The sequence below is a fragment of the Mucilaginibacter gilvus genome (assembly GCF_004054195.1).
In the GTDB taxonomy this organism is placed as follows: domain Bacteria; phylum Bacteroidota; class Bacteroidia; order Sphingobacteriales; family Sphingobacteriaceae; genus Mucilaginibacter; species Mucilaginibacter gilvus.
Map to the genome: position 1 here is coordinate 76,843 of NZ_SBIW01000001.1, position 21,161 is coordinate 98,003.

Sequence of the window (21,161 nt, forward strand, 5' to 3'; positions counted from 1 at the left end):
ATTATTATCTCGTTTTGATATCGGTATACTCCCTGTCGGTGGCGCCAACGTAAATCTGGCGAGGGCGGCCGATAGGCTCTTTGTTGGCTTTCATCTCTTTCCACTGGGCAATCCATCCCGGCAAACGGCCAAGGGCAAAAAGCACGGTAAACATATCGGTAGGGAAACCTAAAGCGGTATAAATGATACCCGAGTAGAAATCTACGTTAGGGTAAAGCTTGCGCTCTACAAAGTATGGATCGCTCAAGGCAACTTCTTCCAGTTTTTTAGCTATTTCCAGGGTTTCGTCCTGTATGTGCAGTTTCTCTAAAATATCGTCGCAAGCTTTTTTAATGATCTTGGCACGCGGGTCGAAGTTTTTGTAAACACGGTGGCCAAAACCCATCAAACGGAACGGGTCATTCTTGTCTTTTGCTTTCTTTATCCATTTATCGGTATCACCGCCATCTTCCTTAATTTTATTCAGCATTTCTATTACGGCCTGGTTGGCGCCGCCATGCAGTGGGCCCCAAAGCGCAGAGATCCCTGCGGATATAGACGCGTATAAGTTAGCATCAGACGAGCCTACGATACGCACGGTTGAAGTAGAGCAGTTTTGTTCGTGGTCGGCATGTAGTATCAGCAGTTTGTTCATGGCGCTTACTACAACCGGGTCTATCTCCATATCTTCTGTACGCTGCCCAAACGTCATGTGCATAAAATTGGTTACGTAATCCAACTTATTCTGCGGATACATCATCGGGTGACCCAATGATTTTTTGTAGATCCAGGATACGATGGTGCTCATTTTAGCGATCAGCTTAATGATCTCGAGATTCACTTCCTCAGCAGTTAAGCCTTGTTTAAGCGATGCCGGGTTAAATGCCGCCAAAGCGCCAATTAACGATGACAACTGCCCCATTGGATGCGAACCTGAAGGGAAGCCATCAAAAAACTTCTTCATATCCTCGTGCACCAAGGTATGGCGGCTTATCTCCAGCTCAAAACTTTTCAGTTGTTCTGTAGTAGGCAGTTCTCCATATATCAGCAAATAAGAAACTTCGGTAAAAGTTGAGTTTTCTGCAAGCTGCTCTATCGGATAGCCACGGTATTTCAAGATTCCTACCTCGCCATCTAAAAATGTGATAGCGCTTTTTGTAGCGCCGGTATTTTTATAACCCACATCAAGGGTTACATAACCGGTAAGGTCGCGTAGCTTAGATATATCGATAGCTTTTTCACCTTCAGTACCCTCAATCACCGGCAGATCGTACGTTTTATCACCAATTTTTAGTTGTGCAGTATCAGACATAGAAAATTTAGTATTTGCAACAAATGTAAATAAATATGCGTATTAAACAGCTTCAAGATAAATTTACCGTTTGTAAAATTCTTAACGTAAGTTGGCATCTTTTTACCGTATATTGTTTCGTGCAAATTAAAAACAACTTAATAGATGTCGTTTAGAGAGCGAACCCTCCAGTTAATAGAAAATGACAATACCATTTACAGGTTGCTTTTATTAGGGCTGCTTATTGCCGGTCCGTCGCTGCATTACCTGTGTTTCTACAATTCTTACGATCCCATTTGGCTGCGCGCCATCAATTCATCACTGAGCGCCGCAGCGCTCGCACTATCATTCACTCCGTACAAAACAGCTTACCGCTGGCTGGTTAATATCACCATTTTATCGTACCTGGTTATTAATAATGGCATATTGCTTGGCGCAAACGGCTTTGAGCACGTGTACCTGTTCAGTTCTATCACCATATTTATTTCGTTAACTTTCTTTTGCAACGAGCGCGGGGAATTTGTTATCGTTAGTGTACTTAATTTTCTTGCCATACTTGGCGCTTATTATTATTCACCCAAATTATTCATATCGGGCGGGGTACTTGCTGTTCTGCTCGTTGTTTTTACAATAATAGCTTACATATCGTTCTTTGTAATGCTCAATTATCAGGTTCAGTTTAAAAAGGCGCTTAGCGAGGTAATGCAGCTGAACGAATCGCTTGTAGAGAACGATCATAAGCTGCGCGCCAGCCGCGAACAACTCCACGCGCTCATCAGTTCGGTAAACGACACCATTTTTGAACTGGACGAGAATTTTATATGCCTTAATGTATGGTTTGGGCAGCAAAGCCCATCGTACCTAACAAAAGAGCAGTTTTTAAATAAACACCTGTTTGATGTACTGGGCCAAGAAAAGGCTACACCGTTTGCCAACTTATATGCGCACGTATTGGCGCACCAGCAAACGGCCACTTTAGAGTTCCCTTCGTTATACGGCCAGCCAAAATGGTTTATGGGTAAAGCCGCACCGGTCTTTGACGCCAATGGAACTTACCTGCGCCGCATATCGTTATCGGTAACCGATATTACCGACCAAAAAAAGCGTGCAGATGCCCTCAAGGAAAGCGAAGCCCTTTTAAAACAGGCACAAAGCATAGCAAAAACAGGCAACTGGTGGTTTGACGCCGTTACGAGGGAGAATTATTGGTCTGATAACCTGCATAGAATACTGGAAATTGATGAGATACCCGGGGGTATGGACAAGTTTCAATATTACATGAGCTTAGTACACCCGGACGACCTAAAGCCGACTGTGGAATACTTCTCCAATATCACCATTATTACCAACCCCAACCACGAACATAAACTGGTAACACCCCAGGGTAATATTAAATATATTAAGGTATTACGTGGCGACCTGCAAACCGACGAAACCGGTAACTTAAGCCGTATAGTTGGCATTATACAGGATATTACAGACGCCCGCCTGGCCGAAAAAGCGGTAAAAATAAGCCAGACCGAACTGCTGGAAGCCCAAAAAATAGCAAAAATTGGTAACTGGAAATTTGATAACACCACAAAAAACCTCACTTGGAGCGATGAAGTAAACGCTATTTATGAACTGGACGGAAGCGAAGCGATATTATCGCTGGCTGGCAGGGCGTTAATAAAATACATTCACCCCGAGGATGTTTACCTGATCAGAAACTTGTTTAAAGCTGCTTCGGAGGTTGCAGTGGAATACCGTATTATTACGCCAAAAGGTAATATAAAATACATCAGCGTAATTACCGGTAACCTTATGTTACGCGAAGATGGCTCCGTACGAAAAACTGTAGGCACCCTGCAGGATATCACCCAACGCAAACAGGCCGAAATCGACCACAAAAGCACCGAGAACAAATTCCAGCAGGTACTGGAAACCATTAAACTGGCGGCTATTTCCCTGGATGCCAACGGCACCGTAATATTTTGCAATAAATATTTGGCCCAATTGCTCGGCTATCAGCAGGATGAGGTACTTGGCATGAACTGGATGGATAGTTTTGTGCCGAACGAACTGCAGGAAACGATGACCGGCTGGTTTAAAACCAATACCGTTAAAGCACATTTTATAAACCCAGTTATTTGCCGCAACGGCGAAACCCGCACTATCAGCTGGCAAAACACCATCAGCTACGATGAAGAGGGGAATTTAAAGGGCACCACCAGCATAGGTGAGGACATTACGCTGCAACAAATTGCAAGGCAGGAGCTCATTATAGCCAAAGAACAAGCCGAGCGCTCTTCGCACTTTAAATCGGAGTTCCTCTCTATCATGAGCCACGAGATCCGCACACCCATGAACGCCGTAATAGGCACCACCAACCTGCTGCTGTCAGAAGATCCACGCCCCGAGCAATTAGAATACCTAAACACCCTAAAATTTAGCGGCGAAAACCTGCTGGCCATTATTAACGATATACTGGATTATAATAAAATAGAGGCCGGGAAACTGGTGCTAAACCAATCGGTGTTTAACATCCACCACCTGGCACAAAACATACGGCAGTCGTTTTACGCCAAAGCGATAGAAAAAAGCCTGGAGATCGTATTGATAGCCGACAATAGCATCCCCGAGTACCTCATGGGCGACCAAACCAGGCTGGGCCAGATACTTATAAACCTGGTAAACAACGCCGTTAAGTTCACCAAAAAGGGCAAAGTAACCCTTGAACTGGTAAACGAGCAGCTAAACGATAAAGAAATACTGATCAAATTTAAAGTTACCGATACCGGCATAGGTATAGCTGCCGAAAACCTGGACGTTATCTTTGATCCGTTCATCCAGGAGGAGCAGGTAATCAATAACGATTACGGCGGTACCGGGCTTGGCCTTGCCATCACCAAGCGGCTCGTGGAGCTTTATAACAGCAGCATCCATGTAACAAGCGAATTAGACAAAGGCACCCAGTTCAGTTTCTCGGTACTGTTTAAACTTGCCGCACAACGCATAAACCAACCCGAAACAGCATCCCTTATAACGTTGCCGCCAAACCTGTATGGCATGAATATTTTGGTGGTTGATGATAACAAAATGAATATCATGATAGCCTCCAAGTTCCTTAAAAAATGGCAGGCAAATGTAGATGAAGCCCTAAACGGACAAATAGCGGTGGATATGGCGGCCGACAAGGTGTACGATCTAATTATTATGGACCTGCAAATGCCGGTAATGGACGGCTTTGAAGCCTCGGCCGTTATCAAGCAAGCTCAGCCCGCCATACCTATTATAGCCTTCACAGCAGATGCCATGCCCGAAACGCACGCCAAAGCTTTTGAACACGGCATGTGCGATTACCTCACCAAGCCATTTGTGCCCGAGGATCTGTTCAGCAAGATATCGAAACATTGCAAACCGGCGTCTATTGCACCTACGGGTTTAGTGTAGTTTTATTTAGTTTGTGCGGATAGCCTCTACCGGGTCTAATCGCGAAGCAAAGTAGGCCGGCACTATGCCTGATACAACGCCGATGCCTACGGAGATGCTTATTCCGAGTATGATATTACTCATATCCAAAACTATCTCCAGGTCAGCAGCGGCTTTTACCGCCAGGGTACATAAATATACAACACCAAGCCCTATCAGGCCTCCCATAATACATAGCACAACCGATTCAATCAAAAATTGAAGCAGGATAAAATAATTTTTCGCGCCCAGCGATTTTTGAATACCGATAATATTGGTACGCTCTTTTACCGATACGAACATAATATTGGCAATACCGAAGCCCCCAACTAACACAGAAAATCCGCCTATGATTAGCCCTGCCCAGTTTACAACTGTAAATAAACTATCCAGGCTGTTAGTGAGAATGCTGGATTTATTCAGTGAAAAATTATCTTCGGCGCCGGGGCGTATGCTACGAATAGAGCGCATTAGCCCCCGTACTTCGCTTTCTACCTCAACGTCCGACAAATTATCATTTCCTTTTACAACAATTTGTGGGTTATACTTTTCATTCTCAATATCAATAACGTTTTTGGCAAAGTTTAGCGGCAACAATACCTCCTTATCAGTAGAGATGCCCAGCATATCATCTCCCTGTTTGCTAAATACACCAATAATGGTAACCTTACGGCCCATAATTTTTATTTGCTTACCCACGGCTGTCCCGTCCGGAAAAAGGTTTGCGGCAATATCGTAACCTATTATCGTAATAGGCGAACCCGTTCGCGATTCGATATCTGTAAAATACCGCCCGTCCTGAAAGTCAAAGTTCAGCACCTTATCATGCTCGTGCGATACGGCATCTATCTGCGCGCCGTCAACCGTATTGCTTCCGTACTTTACTGTGCGGTTATCAATGCTTATTTCGTATGAAGTTGCTTTGGCCGTTTGGCTGCGTCGGCGGATCTGTTCAAAATCGCGTAGCTTAGGTACCGGGCGTTGCAAATACTTCCACCACGGGAAATTATCTTCGCCTACCCAGGGCCATTTTTGTATATAAATACTGTTGCTGCCTAATTTATTTACGCTTTTTTGCAAGTTATTTCGCAAGGTATCCACGGCAGAAAAAACCGCTATAATGGTAAATATACCAATGGTTACGCCCAGTAGAGATAATAGCGTACGCAGTTTATTTTGCCTAAGCGCATCGTATGCAAACAGGAAACTTTCGCGGATAAGTTTTAATATGATCATATCAGTATTTTTCTGTAGAGGCTTCTTAGGCCGCCCTGTTATTTAACAAAACCGGGGTAACAATTGGTTAGACCGCCATTAAGGCTTTAAGTTACAGCAATTTTAATAAAAGTATTTTCCTTACAATCAAAACGAAATGCAGAAAAATCGGTTAATCTAACAAAAAATCCGTACATTTGCGCCCTGAAAATTCATATATAAAGCATGAAATTATCCCAGTTTAAATTCAACTTACCCGAGTCATTGATCGCTCATTCACCATCAGATATACGCGACGAATCGCGTTTAATGGTTTTACACCGCGATTCGGGCAAGATTGAGCATAAAATATTTAAGGATGTACTGGATTATTTTGACGACAAGGATGTAATGATCCTGAACAACACAAAAGTATTCCCTGCGCGCATGTACGGCAACAAAGAAAAAACCGGTGCCACCATCGAAGTTTTTTTGCTGCGCGAACTTAATAAAGAACTACGCCTTTGGGACGTTTTGGTTGACCCGGCTCGTAAAATACGTGTTGGCAACAAACTATATTTTGGCGACGACGATCTGTTAATTGCCGAGGTTGTGGATAATACTACCTCGCGTGGCCGTACCATCCGCTTTTTGTTTGACGGTACCGACGAAGAGTTCCGCCGCAATGTGGAGATCTTAGGTGAAACGCCACTGCCAAAATACATTAAACGCAAAGCCACTGCCGACGATAAAGAACGCTACCAAACCATATTTGCCAAGCACGAAGGCGCTGTTGCAGCCCCAACCGCCGGCTTGCACTTTAGCCGCGAGCTGATGAAACGCCTGGAACTGAAAGGTGTTGAATTTGCCGAGGTTACCCTGCACGTAGGCTTAGGTACCTTCCGCCCGGTTGAGGTGGAGGATCTGACCAAACACAAGATGGATTCTGAGCAGTTTATCATCGAAGCAAAACAGGCTGACATTGTAAACAAAGGCATCGAACGTAAAAGCCGCATCTGCGCCGTAGGTACAACCTCCATGCGCGCGGTTGAATCTGCCGTATCTGCAGGTAAATCCCTAAAGGCAGCTAACGACTGGACCAGCAAATTCATCTTCCCTCCTTACGAATTTAGCATTGCCAACAGCATGATCACCAACTTCCACACACCAGAATCTACCCTGTTGATGATGGTAAGCGCTTTTGGCGGTTACGAGCATGTAATGAATGCCTACGAAGTAGCCGTGAAAGAGAAATACCGGTTTTACAGCTACGGCGACGCGATGCTGATCATTTAATTTTCGATTTCGGACTTCGGAATTTCGATTTCGGATTTATATACAATGTCATTTCGCAAAACGGAATGACATTTTTTTTTAAGCTGCAAATCGTAAATTAGCCGCCATGCCAATCCAAAATCCGAACTCAGAAATCCAAAATCCGAAATCCACATACGCTGTTATCGTAGCAGGTGGTTCGGGTACCCGTATGCAATCGGCTTTGCCTAAGCAATTTTTGGAGTTGAGCGGCAAACCGGTGCTGATGTATACGCTGGAAGCATTTCACAATAGCGAGTCATCTCCGCAGCTTATTTTGGTGTTGCATGCTCATTATCATGAGGTGTGGAAAGAGCTATGCGCTGTGCATAACTTCGCTATAAAACACATATTAATTTCGGGTGGCGAAACACGCTTCCATTCGGTTAAGAATGCCATTGACCAGATTACCGATAAAGGTGTGCTAATTGCTGTACACGATGCCGTAAGGCCGCTGATAAGCCCGGCAGTAATAGACGAGGCCTACCAATGCGCACAAAGGCATGGCAGCGCCGTTGTGGCTGTTAAGAGCCGCGATTCGGTAAGGCAGTTAACTGGTAATGTATCACAAAGCTTAAACCGTGATGGCATTTACCTGGTGCAAACTCCGCAAACTTTTCAATCGGCTTTGCTAAAGGCAGCTTACGAGCAGCCTTACGACCCAAAATTCACCGATGATGCTTCGGTAGTAGAGCAGCTTGGCGTTCAAATACAGCTAATTGAGGGTAATTACGCCAATATCAAGATCACCTTCCCCGAGGATATAGACATTGCCGAGGCCCTTATAAACAAAAAAGCCACCGGATAACCGGTGGCTGATGTTCGATAAAAATATCGTGGGTTAAGCTCTCCTGATCACGCCTAATATTAAAGCGATGATTGCGATCACTAATAAAACGTGAATAATGTTGCCGCCAAACGGGCTAACGAATGCGCCGAAGATCCAAATAATAACCAGGATAACTGCAATGATGTACAATAAGCTTCTCATGTTGTAAAGTTTTTTTGTTAAAGTTTAGTTAATTATATAAAAATGCTAAAACCAAAATCGTTCCAAAGTTTATAAAACTCTTTTATGTTTTTTTCGCCTGTTAAAATTAGCGCACCGGGATAACAGACTGGGCACAGTGTGGATCAAGCCCTTCTTATTACGCCCAGTATCAAAGCAATAATTGCTATTACCAATAATACGTGGATAATGTTGCCGGCATGGTTAAAGAAAAACCCGAATATCCATCCGATAATCAGGATAACTGCGACTATGTACAATAAGCCTCTCATGTTGTTGTGTATTTATATGTTAATATTTAAGTTGATTATACAGCGCTAATACCAAAATCATTCCAAAAAGTGATAATAAAAAAAAGAACGCTGGGATACAGCGTTCTTTTGTATGCTAAAATATCACAGCGGGCATTTAGGCTGGCTGCAACATTGCTCAAGCCCTTCTAATCACTCCCAACAGTAACGCGATAATGGCAATTACCAGTAAAATATGGATAATGTTGCCGGAACCTGCGTAGAAAAATCCGAATGCCCATCCTATTATCAGGATAACGGCGATGATGTACAATAAGCCTCTCATAGTGTTGTGTTTTTTGTAGATGTTTAGTATAGATGTATTTAAACACACCTATACCAAAATCATTCCAAAAACGTTTATGAACGCAAAAAACTATACGGTAAACAGCAAGCGTCAAAAGAGGTGTAGCCCCGAAACATCCGATAACAACGGATTTCGGCCCGTTGCGCTAAACAAAAAAGCCCCCGAAATTCGGAGGCTTTCACTATTATCAGGCAACGTTAATACTCGTCTTCGTTAAAAAAGAAGTCGTCTTTGGTAGGGTAATCCGGCCAAATCTCCTCTATATTTTCGTAAGGCTCTCCATCGTCTTCCAGTGCCTGCAGGTTCTCAATAACCTCTACCGGCGCTCCGGAACGGATAGCGTAATCAATTAATTCATCTTTAGTTGCCGGCCAAGGCGCATCTTCTAAGTGTGATGCTAATTCAAGTGTCCAATACATGCTTTTATATTAATTGGTAAATTTCCGTTTTCGCAAAAGTATAATATTTTTAAATCGATTTTTACTATTTTTTTGTAATTTTTTTATAACCTTGGTATCCAGTTATTTTCCGGCACCCCAGCATCGTTTCCAACCTTTCGCGCCAGCGTAAATAAATAGTCGCTCAGGCGGTTAAGATATATGTTTACCTGTCCGTCTACCGTGCTTTCTTCCGCCAGGTGAACGGTTAAGCGTTCGGCCCGGCGACATACACAGCGCGCTATATGGCAGTAAGATATAACATTATTACCACCCGGCAAAATAAAATGCCGCAACTCGGGCAAAGTTTCGTTCATCTTGTCTATTTCTTGCTCCAGCAGCTCAATATCTTCGGTTTTCAGGTCGGGAATCACCATGCGGGATTTTTCCGGATCTGCCGCCAGCGAGGAGCCTATGGTAAAAAGCCTGTCCTGTATCTCCTTCAAAACATCTTTATCGTGGGCGGTAATAGGCTGGTCGCGGATGAGGCCTACGTAACTGTTCAGTTCGTCCACAGTGCCATAACTTTCTATGCGCAGATGATGCTTAGGCACCCGGGTACCGCCTATAAGGGATGTGTAACCTTTATCGCCTGTTTTCGTATATATCTTCATAATCAACACGAATTTCACCAATAATCATATCAATTTGTGAAATTCGTGGCTATTTATTTCGTTAAGCTGTATAAGCAACTAATTTTAAACTTAAACTTGCACCTTGTGTTCTGTTTCAAATATATACCATTACAGATTATGAAGCTCATTCTCCCTGCCGCAAAACTCACCGCATTAAGTTTATGCCTTATATCGCTTTTAAGTTTTAGCTGCGGCGGTAGTGCAGGTAAACAAACTGTTCCCGCAACGGCTACTATCACCCCTTCCTTTAGCAAATTTTTAAGCGAGCGACAATACAACGATCTTTTCCCGCAGCGCGCAAAATTTTATACTTACCAGGCTTTTATTAAAGCTGTGGACGAGATGGCACAGGTAAAAGTACAGGTTACCCGGCGCGCGGTATCGGTTTATCAGTTAATCCGTACAGACAAGCGCACCGGTAAAGACGGCATTGTGCGCCAGGATGGCGACTGGAACGAACCCTGGGCAAAAGAAAAGCCCGACAGCGTTTACCTGGTAAATTACGGCGGTTTTTGTACTGATAAAGATGCGATAAACAACAAGCGCGAACTGGCGGCATTCTTCGCGCAGATATCGCACGAAACCCGCCACGGTATGAACGGCAGCTACACCGACGGGTTGATGCTTACCCACGAGGATAACACCAGCCTGCAATACGTTATCGACAGCGACGAATACCCGCCTGTAAAAGGACAAAAATATTATGGCCGCGGGCCAATGCAGATCAGCTACAACGGCAACTACGGCTACGCGTCGGATTGTATCTTTGGAAACAAACATATCTTACTGGACAACCCTGCACTGGTAGAAACCGACCCCGTGGTAGCCTTTAAAACTGCTATCTATTTTTGGATGACGCCCGAAACCCACAAACCATCGGCCCATGATGTGATGATAGGCAAATGGCAACCAAACACTAAAGATAAGGCCGCGGGCCGTGCCCCCGGCTTCGGTATGACGATAGTAATTGTAAACGGCGCGCTGGAATGCAAAAAAGGCGAAGACAACTACAGCATGAACGACCGTATTGGCTTTTACCAGTTTTATCTTAAAAAACTGGGAGCAACCGATCCAAATTGCGCCTGTAGCTGCGGGAAAATGGCACCGTACAGTTATTGATAATCCATTTGTTTAAAGTCAGGCTGATGAAATTAGTTGTCGCATTACTATTATTTGGCCTCACGGCTCATGCATCCCTAAAATCCGATACCACCAAAGTATACCCCAACCGCCCGTCATCCCTCGGCATTATCGGCGATACTGCCGATGTGCATACTGATACCAAACTGGGCGTAGTGATAATTGGTGGCGGTAAAGATGTAGATGCGGCCTTTAAATGGATGATTAGCCGGAGCGGCGGCGGAGATGTAGTGATCATCCGCGCATCGGGCACAGGGGCTTATAACCCCTATATTTATGAGCTGGGCAAAGTAAATTCGGTGGAAACGCTGAAGATAGATTCGCGCGAACTGGCTGAGAATGATACCGTGGTGAACATCATACGCAATGCCGAAATGCTTTTCATCGCCGGCGGCGACCAAAGCAACTACATGAAGTACTGGAAAGGCACCAAAACCATGGATGCCATCAACTACCTGCTCAATAAGAAACACGTGCCTGTTGGCGGCACCAGCGCGGGCTGCGCTATCTTGGGCGGCTTTTATTACAGCGGCGAAATTGCCAGCCTTACGGCAGATACCGCGCTGGCCAATCCATACCACAATTTAGTAAAGCTCTACAATAACGACTTTCTGCACGCCCCCTACTTGCAAAACGTAATTACCGACCAACATTACGTAACCCGAAGCCGCCAGGGCCGCCATGTGGTTTTCCTCGCACGAATAGCCCGCGACTGGCATACCAACATTAAAGGCATAGCCGCTGATGAACGCACCGCCGTTTGTATGGACGAGAATGGGCAGGCATTAGTATTCGGCAGCAGCAGGGCCTACTTTTTATTACCCGACGCAAAGAAACCCGCCGAAACCCTCGCCCCCGGCAAACCACTTACCTGGAAACAAAATCAGCAGGCCATCAAAGTTTATGAGATACAAGGCACGGATCAGGGTGCCGGACATTTCGACCTAACAAAATTTGATGAGAGCAAAGCCAGCGGCGGCAACTGGCAATGGTGGTGGGTGCAGGATGGGGTATTACATAAATAAAATTCAATTTTTCTTATTTGATATCACTTGGAATTAGCGGATATTAGGCAGCATAACTCAAACTGTTATCATGAAAGTCTTAAAAATATTACTACTCTTTGCAGCCTGCTTTTTATGCACGCCCCTGTTTGCCCAGCAACAAACGCCCGAAACTTACATCAGCAAGTTTTTTATAGAGTACCGCAGCTCACCCGCAACTGCTATTGATAACTTGTATGCCAGCAATGTTTGGATGTCGCAATCGCAGGATGCTATTACCGCGTTAAAAACAAAATTAAACTCGCTTACAACGGACGTTGTGGGCAATTACTACGGGCAGGAACTTATTAGCACCAAACAGGTACGAGGGCGGTTAAAAGTTTATTCGTACCTGTTGAAATACGACAGGCAACCCGTACGCTTCATATTTAAATTTTACAAAGCACACGACAAATGGATGCTCTACGGCTTCAAATTTGATGATGATATGGATGCCGAACTCGAACGCGCAGCCCGCCTGGATGCTCCCGACCTGACCCCATTGGCAAAGCAATAATTATAAACACACCAAAAACAGACAAGCCCTGTACAAATGCGTACTGGGCTTGCTGGCTTAATATCGTCGTTTAAAATTATTCTGATTTGCCTACCAAAGTCCATTTATAACTCGCACCATCTTTCAGAATACCAAAATAGTCAAACGTTCCGCTGGCACGGTCGCCGGCAGCATCTAAGGCATCGGCACCGGTTACGCCGGTATCTTTGTTAGCTTCGGCCACAAAAAGGGTTTTTATCTTGGCAAAGTCGGTGGTGCTGCCGTCGGTACCTTCCAGCGTGTAGGCTATGGTCCATAAGGCATCGTAAGCCGCTAAAGCGTAAGCATCCGGGTCTGTACCGGTTTTAGCTTTTATACGCGCGGCCAATGGCTCCCATTTACTTTTATAGGCATCCGGCAACCCAAACGATGGCGCAAAAAAACCGGTTTTAATGGCGAACTCGGCAACAACCGGGTCGGTTAGTAGCGCGGTGCTCAGCACTACGCCGTCGCCGCCGTACCACTTAATACTATTAAGAGTTGGTTCTGCGCTGGCCAGTTTAAACAGCTCGATACCTTCATCAAACGACGCTAAATATACAGCAACTTTACCGGTACCCTTGGATACCGTTAAACGGGCAACTTCTGTTTTGATACTGGCTATAACCGATGCGTAGTTGGTTGTAGTAATTGGATATGGGGCTATTGCTGCCACCTCACCGCCTTTTGCGGCAAACGCAGCGCCGGTTGAAGTTTGCAGGCCTTTGTTGCCGGCATCATCGCGGGCAACGGTAACCAAACCTGTGCTGCCTTGTTTAAAAATGGTAGCACCGCTTGCGGCACCTTCAATTTTATCTGATGGGCAAAAACGGAAAATGTTATCACCTGCAATAGCTAAACTGCCCGCCGTACTGCTTTGGCTTACTACCAAAACATCGTGGGCATCTGCTTCGGGCTTTATGGTAGCAAGTTCTGCGCTCGACTGTGGGCCGATAAAGAATTTTACACCGAGGTCTTTAGCCGCAACAAATAGTAATCTTGCAGTTTCGGTTTCCAGTTTGGTATCTGATATGGCAACCTCAATATGGAATTTGGCATCTTTTTGCGCCAGGTATTTATTAATATCCTCCTGCGCCAGTTCCAAAGCAGCCCTGGAGGTTATCCCCAGCGACGACCAGTTGCCGGTGATAGAGAACAAACCCTGCACCTTTACAGGTTTCGACACGATAACTTTTGTTGATTTGGCGCAACTTTGTACCAGTAAAATAACAGCGAATAACGCGATAACCGGGAGTAATAATTTTCTCATTTAGCAGCAGGTTGTTTAATGGCGTAAATTAAGCAAAATTATCGTTCCGCAGTAAACAGTTTGGCACTGTTGGATAGCTGATTAAGTATTGCTTTAATTTTTTACCGTGGTATCACTCTCCATCCGCAGGCTTTCTTCGTGTATAGCATTCATCAATTCGGTGATAAAAACGGGCGAGAGGCCTTCCTTACCACCTGCAATTATGGCCTTATTTACTACCTCCCTAAATCGGGCCGGCTGCAAAGGCGGGATGTTGTTCTTCTTTTTATACGCCCCTATTTCCTGCACAATGCGCTGCCTACTGCCCAAAATGCTTATCAGCAATTTATCCAGCGAATCTATCCTTTTACGGCTGGCGCTTAACTCCCGGTTTATTACAGTGGCGCTTTTTGCCTGGGCCGATGCGGTAAAACTAAGCGCTACACAGCAAATGGTGCAAATCAGCATTATTTTAATATGTTTCATAGGTGGCGGGGTTAATTAATAGTGAAAATACACAAAATTATTAATCTGCCGCTTAGTATATTTAGCCTGTTTAATTTATATAAATGGGCGAATTTTTATTTGATACAAAAGGGCTTTCACAACACACTATCGACAACTTCCAGGCAACTTATGATGAGCTGCGGGCGCATTTTAATATGCAGCTTACCGGGCACATCAATTTCCACCTCGAAGATTTTGACGCCTTTAACCAATACCATGATTATAACCTGCTGGGTTCCTACGTCATTAAAAACGGGCGCAGCGACTGCTATATATTGTTTTTGGACACCCACTCCAAAAAAGCCCACGAGGGCTTAATAACCGACCATTTTGAATACCAAACCTGGGCTCTGGCTTACCTCAAGCGCGATTTTGGCCGCGTAAAGATCCGCCCGGAAACCTTGCGCGATAAACTCGCCGAACTGATACATCCGCTGGAACTCGATTTTAAAGAGGACAAAGCCTTTAGCGATACCTTTTACGTGATGGTGAACGACCACGCCAAAGCCATCAACTGCATGGACCGCCACTTCCGCAACGCGGTGATGGATATACGGGAGGACGACTTTGTAATCGAAATAGTAAACCACACCCTCGTTATCGGCAATAAAAAACCTATTACGTCAGAACGCGCCGTTTACATGGCCGAGTTTGTTTGCAAACTGGCGGAGGTGTGTTAGGCTGATCTCTTTAACCTTATTTTAGCACCGCAGGTAAAATATACTGCTGCATAATTTTATCAGCCTGGGGGTGCGCGTAGCCTTCGTTGTAAGCCGTTGCGGTGATGATAACCACCAGTGGCGCGTCTTTAAATACAAAGATCTTGTTGCCGCCGTTGCCGGTGCAGTACCAGGTTTCGTAAGCTCTATCGCCGATAGTGTAGGTTTTATTCCAGAAGAGGTAGCCGTAATTGCCTGGGCCAACCACATCTGCCGGCAGGGCAATTTGCTTGGTGAATGATTTTTGCGCCCACTCCTTCGGGATGACCTGTTTGCCATTCCAAACGCCGCCGTTTTTATAAAGCTGCCCGAATTTGGCAAAATCCAGCGCCCTTAACCTGATGCCGCCTGCTGTATTAGCCACATGTTGCGGGGTATATTGCCATCTGTAATTGGTAATGCCTAAGGGTTTAAATAATTTGGTGTCGGCATATTTATCCAACCCGCCGGGTACTTTTTGGTTGAGGATATCCCCTACCACCACTATACCCGCTGTAAAATAGTTCCAGCTTTTGTAGGCTTCCTTGCTGCTGTCCACTTTCAGATCCAGCGCGAATTTTACCCAGTTATCCGTCGGGTACATATTGTTTTCGTTCCCAGGGGAGTTATCATCGTTATCATTCGCATCAAAAACAGAACTCATGGTGAGCAGGCTTTTAATGGTGATACCATCTTTTTTTGGAGCATAATTCTGGTAGTTCTTCAGGTTATAAAAATTACCGAGCGTTTGCTGTTCCGATTTGATGTAGCCCTCCTTTATAGCAATGCCCATTACCGCCGATGCGAAGGTTTTTCCTACCGAGCGCGGATCGTGCAGGCTGTCCCTACCTTCGCCGTTAAAATATTCCTCTATTAAAAGCTTACCGTTTTTGATAACTACGATACCGCTGATGTTCTTGAACTTATTTTGGGCTATCTTTTCGTTCATGCCCATGATCAGCTTTTTATCGTAAACTTCTGTAGATACCGGCCAGCCGCTGTTTGGTTTGATGGTTTGAATTTGTATATCCTTCACCTCCGCAGGCGAAACGATCAATTTCAGATCGCCTTTGGCAATAACTTCCCCCACTTTGAGTGCCGGGATGGCAATGTATGGGCGCAGCTCTATCCGCAGTGTATGCGCGCCTGTTGTTAAGGCATCCTCGCCGCCACGCATCATCATGCGGCCAAACAGGTAACGGCTCCACATATCCTCGTGAAAAGTACTGATGAGCTTAACACGCAGTGCCGTGCGGCCGTTTTTAAAACGCGCGTAGCCAGCCCCTTTATGCAGGTTTTCCTGGTAAATGGGTTTGTCGTCAATATAAAACGTGAATTGATAATTGCCCTCATTCAGTTGCGCCAAGGTAAGGTCGGGTGCCATTTGGTGCTGGTAATTGGTAAGCGAGTTACCCATAAAAGCACACATGCTGAGGTTGTTTTTTGGGTTTAATACCAACTCCTGTAAAACATCGGCATCCTTTATTTGCGCCACGGGGATGGTATCATTCAAAAAAATAATGCGGCCAATGTTGGTCTTTTGTCGCACCCCTGTAATAGGCTCCGGGGTTACAATATCGGTGGTTTGCGCGGTTGTGTTAAGCGATACCAGGCAAAGCGCGGCAAATAAAATGTGTTTTATGTTGATATGCATGTTTTTAGTTTTGATGTTGTCTATGCAAATCTCCGCTAAATTAAGCCTGCAAAATAGAACAGGATTAACATGCCTGCAATAAAAGTTTGCGGTAGATGGTAGGGTTTGCCTGGTTAAAACTTTTAAAGCTCCGCAGAAAATGGCTCTGGTCTGCAAAGCCGCAGGTAAGGGCAATATCGGTTAAGGATAAATTATTATTGGGCAGCAACGAGAACGCTTTTTCTATTCGCAGCTTGCGGATGTACTCGCCAAGGTTGCAATTAAAATATCTGGAGAAATCCCTCGATAAATGCACCGGGTGGATCTGTAACATGCCCGATAGCTCGCTTAGCGTGAATTTGCCGGCGATATTATCGTTTAAAATATCTCTCAACCTACCAACCCAAAGTGGTGCTTGTTTGGCGTCGGATATGCTATCACCCTGCATTTTGGCCAAAGCCTGCAATAATAATATTTCGGTGGAAAGTGCTGTAATACCATCCTGGATCTTGGTTTCGCGGAATATCTTGTAGAAAAGGAATTTTACATCGGGGTTGGCTACCGCGAAACTGCCCTGTAAATTATCCCGGTAAAATTTGAAACTATTGAACCAGCTTTCGTTCAGTTCGATATGGAAACCGCGTGTAAAACCTTTGGGTTTTATATTGTAATGCGCGTCCTGCCAGTTGTGGAACAGCAGGCTGCCGGCGGTACAGTTGTAAACTTCTTTTTTGTTGCCTTCTATCACCTTTCCATCCAGTATGAAGGTAAAGTAGGCGTTATCGTGGTAGTGCCAGTCTACCCTGTCGTGTGTGTATTCGGTATCGGTAATGGTGGCAAAATCCAGGTGGATGGTGCTGTTGGTTTGCCCGTAAAAGCGCCCGGTTTTTAAATTCTCCACAATGCTTGTTTATCAATCCTTCAACCTATTCTTTTTAGCTTGCTTCTGCTCAAATGTCAAAACGCATTTATTAAGAACGTGCCTTTCTTCCTCTGTTATCTCTGTTGTGATATCATTTAATATCTCCATCACAAAGTAGTACTCCTCCATTAAACTAATGGTTTGGCGCTTTAATATCAATGACAATTTATATTTTGATTGGGAATAAAGCAGAAAATAACCCGGCAATCCATTTGCCTTCAAATCATCATCCAAGGCCTTTTTGAATTCATCAGGAGCATACTTAAGCATTGAAAAAATATCAGAAAACCCAAGTTTCATGCTTTTTAAAGCAAGTGGCTTGCTTTTAGTTTCCAAGTTGTTGAGCATGGAAACCGGCGAAGGGAGATTGCCAATATTTATGCCCTGCAAATAAGCTTCGGCTTGTGTAAGCGTCGATTTATGTTGCCAGATTATTTCAAAAACCTTTTTATACAGATCGTAATTGGTTTTATCGATCTTTATCATAACTACTTACCCAGGTCTATCCCCACTGCGGCGCTATGCTGGCGCACGGTTTGTATGTTGGTATTTTCGTAATCTTTTTCTACCAAACCATCGCGCATACGCACAATACGGTGGGCGTGCTGGGCTATATCCTCCTCGTGCGTTACCAGTATAATGGTATTACCTTTAGCGTGGATATCTTCAATCAACCCCATAATTTCTATGGACGTTTTTGTATCTAAGTTACCTGTTGGCTCATCCGCAAGGATGATGGATGGATTGTTGATCAATGCGCGGGCCACAGCTACGCGTTGGCGCTGCCCGCCCGATAGCTCGTTAGGGCGGTGATCTGTACGGTTACCCAGACCTACGTTTTCTAACGCAGCTTTGGCGCGTGCCTGCCTTTTTTCTTTGCTGATGCCTGCATAAACAAGCGGGAGGGCAACGTTATCTAAAGCGCTGTTACGCGGTAAAAGGTTAAATGTCTGAAAAACGAAGCCAATTTCGGAATTACGCACTTCGGCCAATTCATTATCCGTCATGTGGCTTACGTTGAGCCCGTTGAGGATGTACTCGCCTTTGGTTGGCGTATCTAAACAGCCCAAAATATTCATCAGGGTAGACTTCCCCGAACCCGAAGGCCCCATCAGCGCCACAAATTCACCTTTATTGATACTTAAAGTTACCGATTTTATAGCATGTATAATTTCGGCACCTATAACATACTTACGCCCGATATCTTTTAAAATAATTAGTGGCTCTTCCTTGGTTTTTAATGGCTCTTCCTTGGATTTGTTCAGTGGTATCATCCGTTTTTCTTTCTTTGACAGTAGCGTAGGGTGAAATGTTACAGGGGAAATTTAATTTCGGATATCGGAGTTTCGATTTCGGATCTATTTACTTTAGACTTAAAACTCACTTGATCACCTTCGCTACTAAAAAGTGGCTGTTATCATGATCCGGCGCATTCTTCAATGCTTCTTCGGTGGTGATAATCTGCTTCACCACATCATCGCGGAGCACGTTGGGCTCATCCGTCATGTATACCAATGGCTCTACACCGGTGGTATCTACCTCGTTCAGCTTATCCATAAAGCCCAGTATCTTGTTCATATCGGCAATCATCTCCGCCTTTTCATCGGGGGCAAGTTCCAGCCGGGCAAGGTGGGCTATTTTATCAACTGTTTGTTCGTCTATGGTCATGCTCTTCTAATTTTTGGCTGATGATGGCGTGTACCTCGTCGCGCAGGGCATCGGCATCATCAATAGTTAAATGCGCCGTTTCTATCGGCTTATGTACAAATATATTACATACACCCGGTTTCGAGCCATATTTAAGCCCGTCGTCCCATAAAATTTCCCAGGTATTTAGGGATGTAACCGGGATGATTGGCAATTTAAGTTCGATGGCCATCCGGAAGGGGCCGTTCTTGAAATCTTTTAGTTGGGGCGGATAATTATCGGGGATGGTAGCTTCGGGGAAGATGATGGTAGTAACGCCGCTTTCTAAACGTTCCATCACTTTTTTAAATGCACGGAATGATGCGATTTTGCTTTGCCTGTCTACAGGTACGTCCACCGTTCGGAAAAACAAGGCTGTCACAAAAAAATCGGCCAGTTCCTGCTTACCCATAAAACAGCAATCGTTTGTTTTCACAAAAATGCTCATGGCGGTAATATCCAGGTTGCTGGTGTGGTTGGGGCAAATAATGTAGGTGCGGCTCCAGTCTATCGGTTGCTCTATCTCAAAAACATACAATATGCCCAAGCAAAACGAACTTACTATGCCCCATACCCGCCGCAGGGCGTTCATATACTTATATCGGGAAGGTTTTCGCGAAAAAAAGTAAAAGAAGGGGAACAATAACAAGTATGAAAATGCCACGCTAAAGGCGTAAAGGTAAACGTGCAGTTTCTTCAATATCATTTTCATCAGCCTCAAAAATATAAAAAATACTTACTTTCGCCCCCTATATGGAAACTGTTGTTAGTGGTATACGATCTACCGGAAATTTGCACTTAGGTAATTATTACGGAGCTGTTCAAAACTTCGTGAAAATGCAGCATGAATATAACTGCTATTTTTTTATTGCCGATCTGCATTCTTTAACCACGCACCCTACCCCTGCCAACCTGCACGGTAACGTAAAACAGGTTTTGGTGGAGTATCTGGCTGCGGGTATCGACCCGGAGAAGGCCACAATTTATGTACAAAGCGACGTGCCCGAAGTTACCGAGTTGTACCTGTACCTCAACATGAACGCCTACACCGGCGAACTGGAACGCTCTACATCCTTTAAAGATAAAGTACGCGCCAACCCCGATAACGTGAACGCCGGCCTTTTAACCTACCCGGTTTTAATGGCTGCGGATATCATTATCCACAAGGCTACAAAAGTACCAGTAGGTAAAGATCAGGAACAACACCTGGAAATGGCCCGCACCTTTGGCAACCGCTTTAATCGTTTGTATAATAATGATTACTTCCCCGAGCCTTATGCGTTTAGCATGGGCAAAAACCTGGTAAAAATACCTGGACTTGATGGTAAAGGTAAAATGGGCAAGAGCGAAGGCGAAGGCAACGCGATATTTTTATCAGACACGCCGGAAGCTATCCGTAAAAAAGTAATGCGCGCCGTTACCGATGGCGGCCCTACCACCGAGAACCAGGAAAAACCACAGGAGATCCAAAATCTGTTCGACCTGATGAAGGTTGTATCTACACCGGATACTTACGTCCATTTCGACGGCCTGTACAATAGCATGGGCATCCGTTACGGCGACCTGAAAAAACAGCTTGCCGAGGATATGATCGTCGCTACACAGCCCATCCGCGAAAAAATAACCGATATAGCTAACGATGCCGCATACCTGCGCCAGGTTGCTATTTACGGAGCCGCCAAGGCCCGCGAAAGCGCCCAGAAAACCATTAGGGAGGTGAGGGAAATTATCGGTTTCAGGAAGTTTTAATTCGGTTGATGTCTGAATCAGAATTTTCAGAATTAGAAAATTTTCAGAATTCAGGCGAGACAACAAAAAACATTCTGTTAATTCTGTAAATTC

The 21,161-nt window shown here is 44.7% G+C and carries 23 protein-coding genes; 8 read left to right on the forward strand and 15 right to left on the reverse strand.

Translation table 11 applies throughout. From position 1 onward, the window contains the following. Positions 1–4 precede the first annotated feature (4 nt). Entirely contained in the window at positions 5–1,291 is a 1,287-nt protein-coding gene (locus EPL05_RS00355) for a citrate synthase (protein ID WP_128531526.1), read from the reverse strand. A gap of 144 nt (positions 1,292–1,435) precedes the next feature. Between EPL05_RS00355 and EPL05_RS00360 the strand changes: the two genes are divergently transcribed. Beyond that, positions 1,436–4,702: a PAS domain S-box protein gene (locus EPL05_RS00360; RefSeq protein WP_128531527.1), complete on the forward strand. Its 3,267-nt coding sequence runs from the start codon at positions 1,436–1,438 to the stop codon at positions 4,700–4,702. Between the two features lie 6 nt (positions 4,703–4,708). Here the strand turns inward: EPL05_RS00360 and EPL05_RS00365 are convergent, their stop codons facing one another. Next, a complete protein-coding gene (locus tag EPL05_RS00365; RefSeq protein ID WP_128531528.1) occupies positions 4,709–5,956 on the reverse strand; it encodes an ABC transporter permease in 1,248 nt (415 codons plus the stop codon). A 204-nt stretch (positions 5,957–6,160) separates the two neighbouring features. On the opposite strand from EPL05_RS00365, the gene queA reads away from it, so the two are divergent. Together queA and EPL05_RS00375 are read left to right on the forward strand one after the other, a co-directional pair. Continuing rightward, positions 6,161–7,210 (forward strand): tRNA preQ1(34) S-adenosylmethionine ribosyltransferase-isomerase QueA, encoded by a 1,050-nt coding sequence (queA, locus tag EPL05_RS00370; protein ID WP_128531529.1) that lies wholly within the window; start codon positions 6,161–6,163, stop codon positions 7,208–7,210. Between the two features lie 106 nt (positions 7,211–7,316). Then, positions 7,317–8,036, forward strand: a complete 720-nt coding sequence (locus tag EPL05_RS00375; protein ID WP_128531530.1) for a 2-C-methyl-D-erythritol 4-phosphate cytidylyltransferase — start codon at positions 7,317–7,319, stop codon at positions 8,034–8,036. Positions 8,037–8,069: 33 nt separating this feature from the next. Here EPL05_RS00375 and EPL05_RS00380 read toward each other — a convergent pair whose 3' ends face one another. The 5 genes from EPL05_RS00380 to EPL05_RS00400 form a co-directional block, all read right to left on the reverse strand. Then, positions 8,070–8,219, reverse strand: coding sequence for a lmo0937 family membrane protein (locus tag EPL05_RS00380; RefSeq protein ID WP_128531531.1), 150 nt, complete (start codon positions 8,217–8,219; stop codon positions 8,070–8,072). Positions 8,220–8,362: 143 nt separating this feature from the next. Continuing rightward, positions 8,363–8,509, reverse strand: a complete 147-nt coding sequence (locus EPL05_RS00385; RefSeq protein WP_128531532.1) for a lmo0937 family membrane protein — start codon at positions 8,507–8,509, stop codon at positions 8,363–8,365. Between the two features lie 157 nt (positions 8,510–8,666). Further along, positions 8,667–8,813 (reverse strand): lmo0937 family membrane protein, encoded by a 147-nt coding sequence (locus tag EPL05_RS00390; RefSeq protein WP_128531533.1) that lies wholly within the window; start codon positions 8,811–8,813, stop codon positions 8,667–8,669. 218 nt (positions 8,814–9,031) lie between these two features. After that, positions 9,032–9,253 (reverse strand): DUF2795 domain-containing protein, encoded by a 222-nt coding sequence (locus EPL05_RS00395; protein ID WP_002996718.1) that lies wholly within the window; start codon positions 9,251–9,253, stop codon positions 9,032–9,034. Between the two features lie 83 nt (positions 9,254–9,336). Next, positions 9,337–9,885 carry a cob(I)yrinic acid a,c-diamide adenosyltransferase gene (locus EPL05_RS00400; protein WP_128531534.1) on the reverse strand — a complete coding sequence of 183 codons (549 nt, stop codon included), beginning with the start codon at positions 9,883–9,885 and terminating at the stop codon, positions 9,337–9,339. Positions 9,886–10,023: 138 nt separating this feature from the next. On the opposite strand from EPL05_RS00400, the gene EPL05_RS00405 reads away from it, so the two are divergent. The 3 genes from EPL05_RS00405 (at position 10,024) to EPL05_RS00415 (ending at position 12,606) form a co-directional block, all read left to right on the forward strand. After that, a complete protein-coding gene (locus EPL05_RS00405) occupies positions 10,024–11,025 on the forward strand; it encodes a chitinase (protein ID WP_128531535.1) in 1,002 nt (333 codons plus the stop codon). Between the two features lie 26 nt (positions 11,026–11,051). Next, complete coding sequence (locus EPL05_RS00410; RefSeq protein WP_128531536.1) at positions 11,052–12,071, forward strand: cyanophycinase; 1,020 nt, start codon at positions 11,052–11,054, stop codon at positions 12,069–12,071. A 70-nt stretch (positions 12,072–12,141) separates the two neighbouring features. After that, positions 12,142–12,606 (forward strand): hypothetical protein, encoded by a 465-nt coding sequence (locus tag EPL05_RS00415; RefSeq protein WP_128531537.1) that lies wholly within the window; start codon positions 12,142–12,144, stop codon positions 12,604–12,606. A 76-nt stretch (positions 12,607–12,682) separates the two neighbouring features. On the opposite strand, the gene EPL05_RS00420 is transcribed toward EPL05_RS00415, so the two are convergent. After that, a complete protein-coding gene (locus EPL05_RS00420) occupies positions 12,683–13,894 on the reverse strand; it encodes an ABC transporter substrate-binding protein (protein WP_128531538.1) in 1,212 nt (403 codons plus the stop codon). Between the two features lie 93 nt (positions 13,895–13,987). Further along, positions 13,988–14,359 (reverse strand): chorismate mutase, encoded by a 372-nt coding sequence (locus EPL05_RS00425; RefSeq protein WP_128531539.1) that lies wholly within the window; start codon positions 14,357–14,359, stop codon positions 13,988–13,990. An 83-nt stretch (positions 14,360–14,442) separates the two neighbouring features. Here EPL05_RS00425 and EPL05_RS00430 point away from each other — a divergent pair, with 83 nt between their 5' ends. Continuing rightward, positions 14,443–15,060: a hypothetical protein gene (locus EPL05_RS00430; RefSeq protein ID WP_128531540.1), complete on the forward strand. Its 618-nt coding sequence runs from the start codon at positions 14,443–14,445 to the stop codon at positions 15,058–15,060. Positions 15,061–15,076: 16 nt separating this feature from the next. On the opposite strand, the gene EPL05_RS00435 is transcribed toward EPL05_RS00430, so the two are convergent. The 6 genes from EPL05_RS00435 to EPL05_RS00460 form a co-directional block, all read right to left on the reverse strand. Beyond that, positions 15,077–16,732 carry a serine hydrolase domain-containing protein gene (locus EPL05_RS00435; protein ID WP_128531541.1) on the reverse strand — a complete coding sequence of 552 codons (1,656 nt, stop codon included), beginning with the start codon at positions 16,730–16,732 and terminating at the stop codon, positions 15,077–15,079. Between the two features lie 64 nt (positions 16,733–16,796). After that, positions 16,797–17,612 carry a helix-turn-helix domain-containing protein gene (locus EPL05_RS00440; protein ID WP_128531542.1) on the reverse strand — a complete coding sequence of 272 codons (816 nt, stop codon included), beginning with the start codon at positions 17,610–17,612 and terminating at the stop codon, positions 16,797–16,799. Positions 17,613–17,624: 12 nt separating this feature from the next. Next, positions 17,625–18,119 carry a hypothetical protein gene (locus EPL05_RS00445; protein ID WP_166727597.1) on the reverse strand — a complete coding sequence of 165 codons (495 nt, stop codon included), beginning with the start codon at positions 18,117–18,119 and terminating at the stop codon, positions 17,625–17,627. Positions 18,120–18,121: 2 nt separating this feature from the next. Continuing rightward, positions 18,122–18,907, reverse strand: coding sequence for an ABC transporter ATP-binding protein (locus tag EPL05_RS00450; RefSeq protein WP_128531544.1), 786 nt, complete (start codon positions 18,905–18,907; stop codon positions 18,122–18,124). Between the two features lie 106 nt (positions 18,908–19,013). Continuing rightward, the gene (gene gatC / locus EPL05_RS00455) at positions 19,014–19,301 is read right to left on the reverse strand and encodes an Asp-tRNA(Asn)/Glu-tRNA(Gln) amidotransferase subunit GatC (RefSeq protein WP_128531545.1); all 288 of its coding nucleotides are present in this window, start codon (positions 19,299–19,301) and stop codon (positions 19,014–19,016) included. After that, positions 19,276–20,031 carry a lysophospholipid acyltransferase family protein gene (locus tag EPL05_RS00460; RefSeq protein WP_128531546.1) on the reverse strand — a complete coding sequence of 252 codons (756 nt, stop codon included), beginning with the start codon at positions 20,029–20,031 and terminating at the stop codon, positions 19,276–19,278. The genes gatC and EPL05_RS00460 overlap by 26 nt, the downstream gene beginning before the upstream one ends. A gap of 41 nt (positions 20,032–20,072) precedes the next feature. On the opposite strand from EPL05_RS00460, the gene trpS reads away from it, so the two are divergent. After that, on the forward strand, positions 20,073–21,068 hold the full coding sequence (gene trpS / locus EPL05_RS00465) for a tryptophan--tRNA ligase (protein WP_128531547.1): 996 nt from the start codon (positions 20,073–20,075) through the stop codon (positions 21,066–21,068). Positions 21,069–21,161 lie beyond the last annotated feature (93 nt).

Coding starts and splice junctions, on each gene's coding strand:
- EPL05_RS00420 (WP_128531538.1), bottom strand. CDS start 13,894: ATGAGAAAATTATTACTCCCGGTTATCGCGTTATTCGCTGTTATTTTA.
- EPL05_RS00460 (WP_128531546.1), bottom strand. CDS start 20,031: ATGAAAATGATATTGAAGAAACTGCACGTTTACCTTTACGCCTTTAGC.
- EPL05_RS00375 (WP_128531530.1), top strand. CDS start 7,317: ATGCCAATCCAAAATCCGAACTCAGAAATCCAAAATCCGAAATCCACA.
- EPL05_RS00400 (WP_128531534.1), bottom strand. CDS start 9,885: ATGAAGATATATACGAAAACAGGCGATAAAGGTTACACATCCCTTATA.
- EPL05_RS00410 (WP_128531536.1), top strand. CDS start 11,052: ATGAAATTAGTTGTCGCATTACTATTATTTGGCCTCACGGCTCATGCA.
- EPL05_RS00395 (WP_002996718.1), bottom strand. CDS start 9,253: ATGTATTGGACACTTGAATTAGCATCACACTTAGAAGATGCGCCTTGG.
- EPL05_RS00430 (WP_128531540.1), top strand. CDS start 14,443: ATGGGCGAATTTTTATTTGATACAAAAGGGCTTTCACAACACACTATC.
- EPL05_RS00450 (WP_128531544.1), bottom strand. CDS start 18,907: ATGATACCACTGAACAAATCCAAGGAAGAGCCATTAAAAACCAAGGAA.
- gatC (WP_128531545.1), bottom strand. CDS start 19,301: ATGACCATAGACGAACAAACAGTTGATAAAATAGCCCACCTTGCCCGG.
- EPL05_RS00365 (WP_128531528.1), bottom strand. CDS start 5,956: ATGATCATATTAAAACTTATCCGCGAAAGTTTCCTGTTTGCATACGAT.
- EPL05_RS00405 (WP_128531535.1), top strand. CDS start 10,024: ATGAAGCTCATTCTCCCTGCCGCAAAACTCACCGCATTAAGTTTATGC.
- EPL05_RS00390 (WP_128531533.1), bottom strand. CDS start 8,813: ATGAGAGGCTTATTGTACATCATCGCCGTTATCCTGATAATAGGATGG.
- EPL05_RS00445 (WP_166727597.1), bottom strand. CDS start 18,119: ATGATAAAGATCGATAAAACCAATTACGATCTGTATAAAAAGGTTTTT.
- queA (WP_128531529.1), top strand. CDS start 6,161: ATGAAATTATCCCAGTTTAAATTCAACTTACCCGAGTCATTGATCGCT.
- EPL05_RS00380 (WP_128531531.1), bottom strand. CDS start 8,219: ATGAGAAGCTTATTGTACATCATTGCAGTTATCCTGGTTATTATTTGG.
- EPL05_RS00385 (WP_128531532.1), bottom strand. CDS start 8,509: ATGAGAGGCTTATTGTACATAGTCGCAGTTATCCTGATTATCGGATGG.
- EPL05_RS00415 (WP_128531537.1), top strand. CDS start 12,142: ATGAAAGTCTTAAAAATATTACTACTCTTTGCAGCCTGCTTTTTATGC.
- EPL05_RS00355 (WP_128531526.1), bottom strand. CDS start 1,291: ATGTCTGATACTGCACAACTAAAAATTGGTGATAAAACGTACGATCTG.
- EPL05_RS00435 (WP_128531541.1), bottom strand. CDS start 16,732: ATGCATATCAACATAAAACACATTTTATTTGCCGCGCTTTGCCTGGTA.
- EPL05_RS00425 (WP_128531539.1), bottom strand. CDS start 14,359: ATGAAACATATTAAAATAATGCTGATTTGCACCATTTGCTGTGTAGCG.
- trpS (WP_128531547.1), top strand. CDS start 20,073: ATGGAAACTGTTGTTAGTGGTATACGATCTACCGGAAATTTGCACTTA.
- EPL05_RS00360 (WP_128531527.1), top strand. CDS start 1,436: ATGTCGTTTAGAGAGCGAACCCTCCAGTTAATAGAAAATGACAATACC.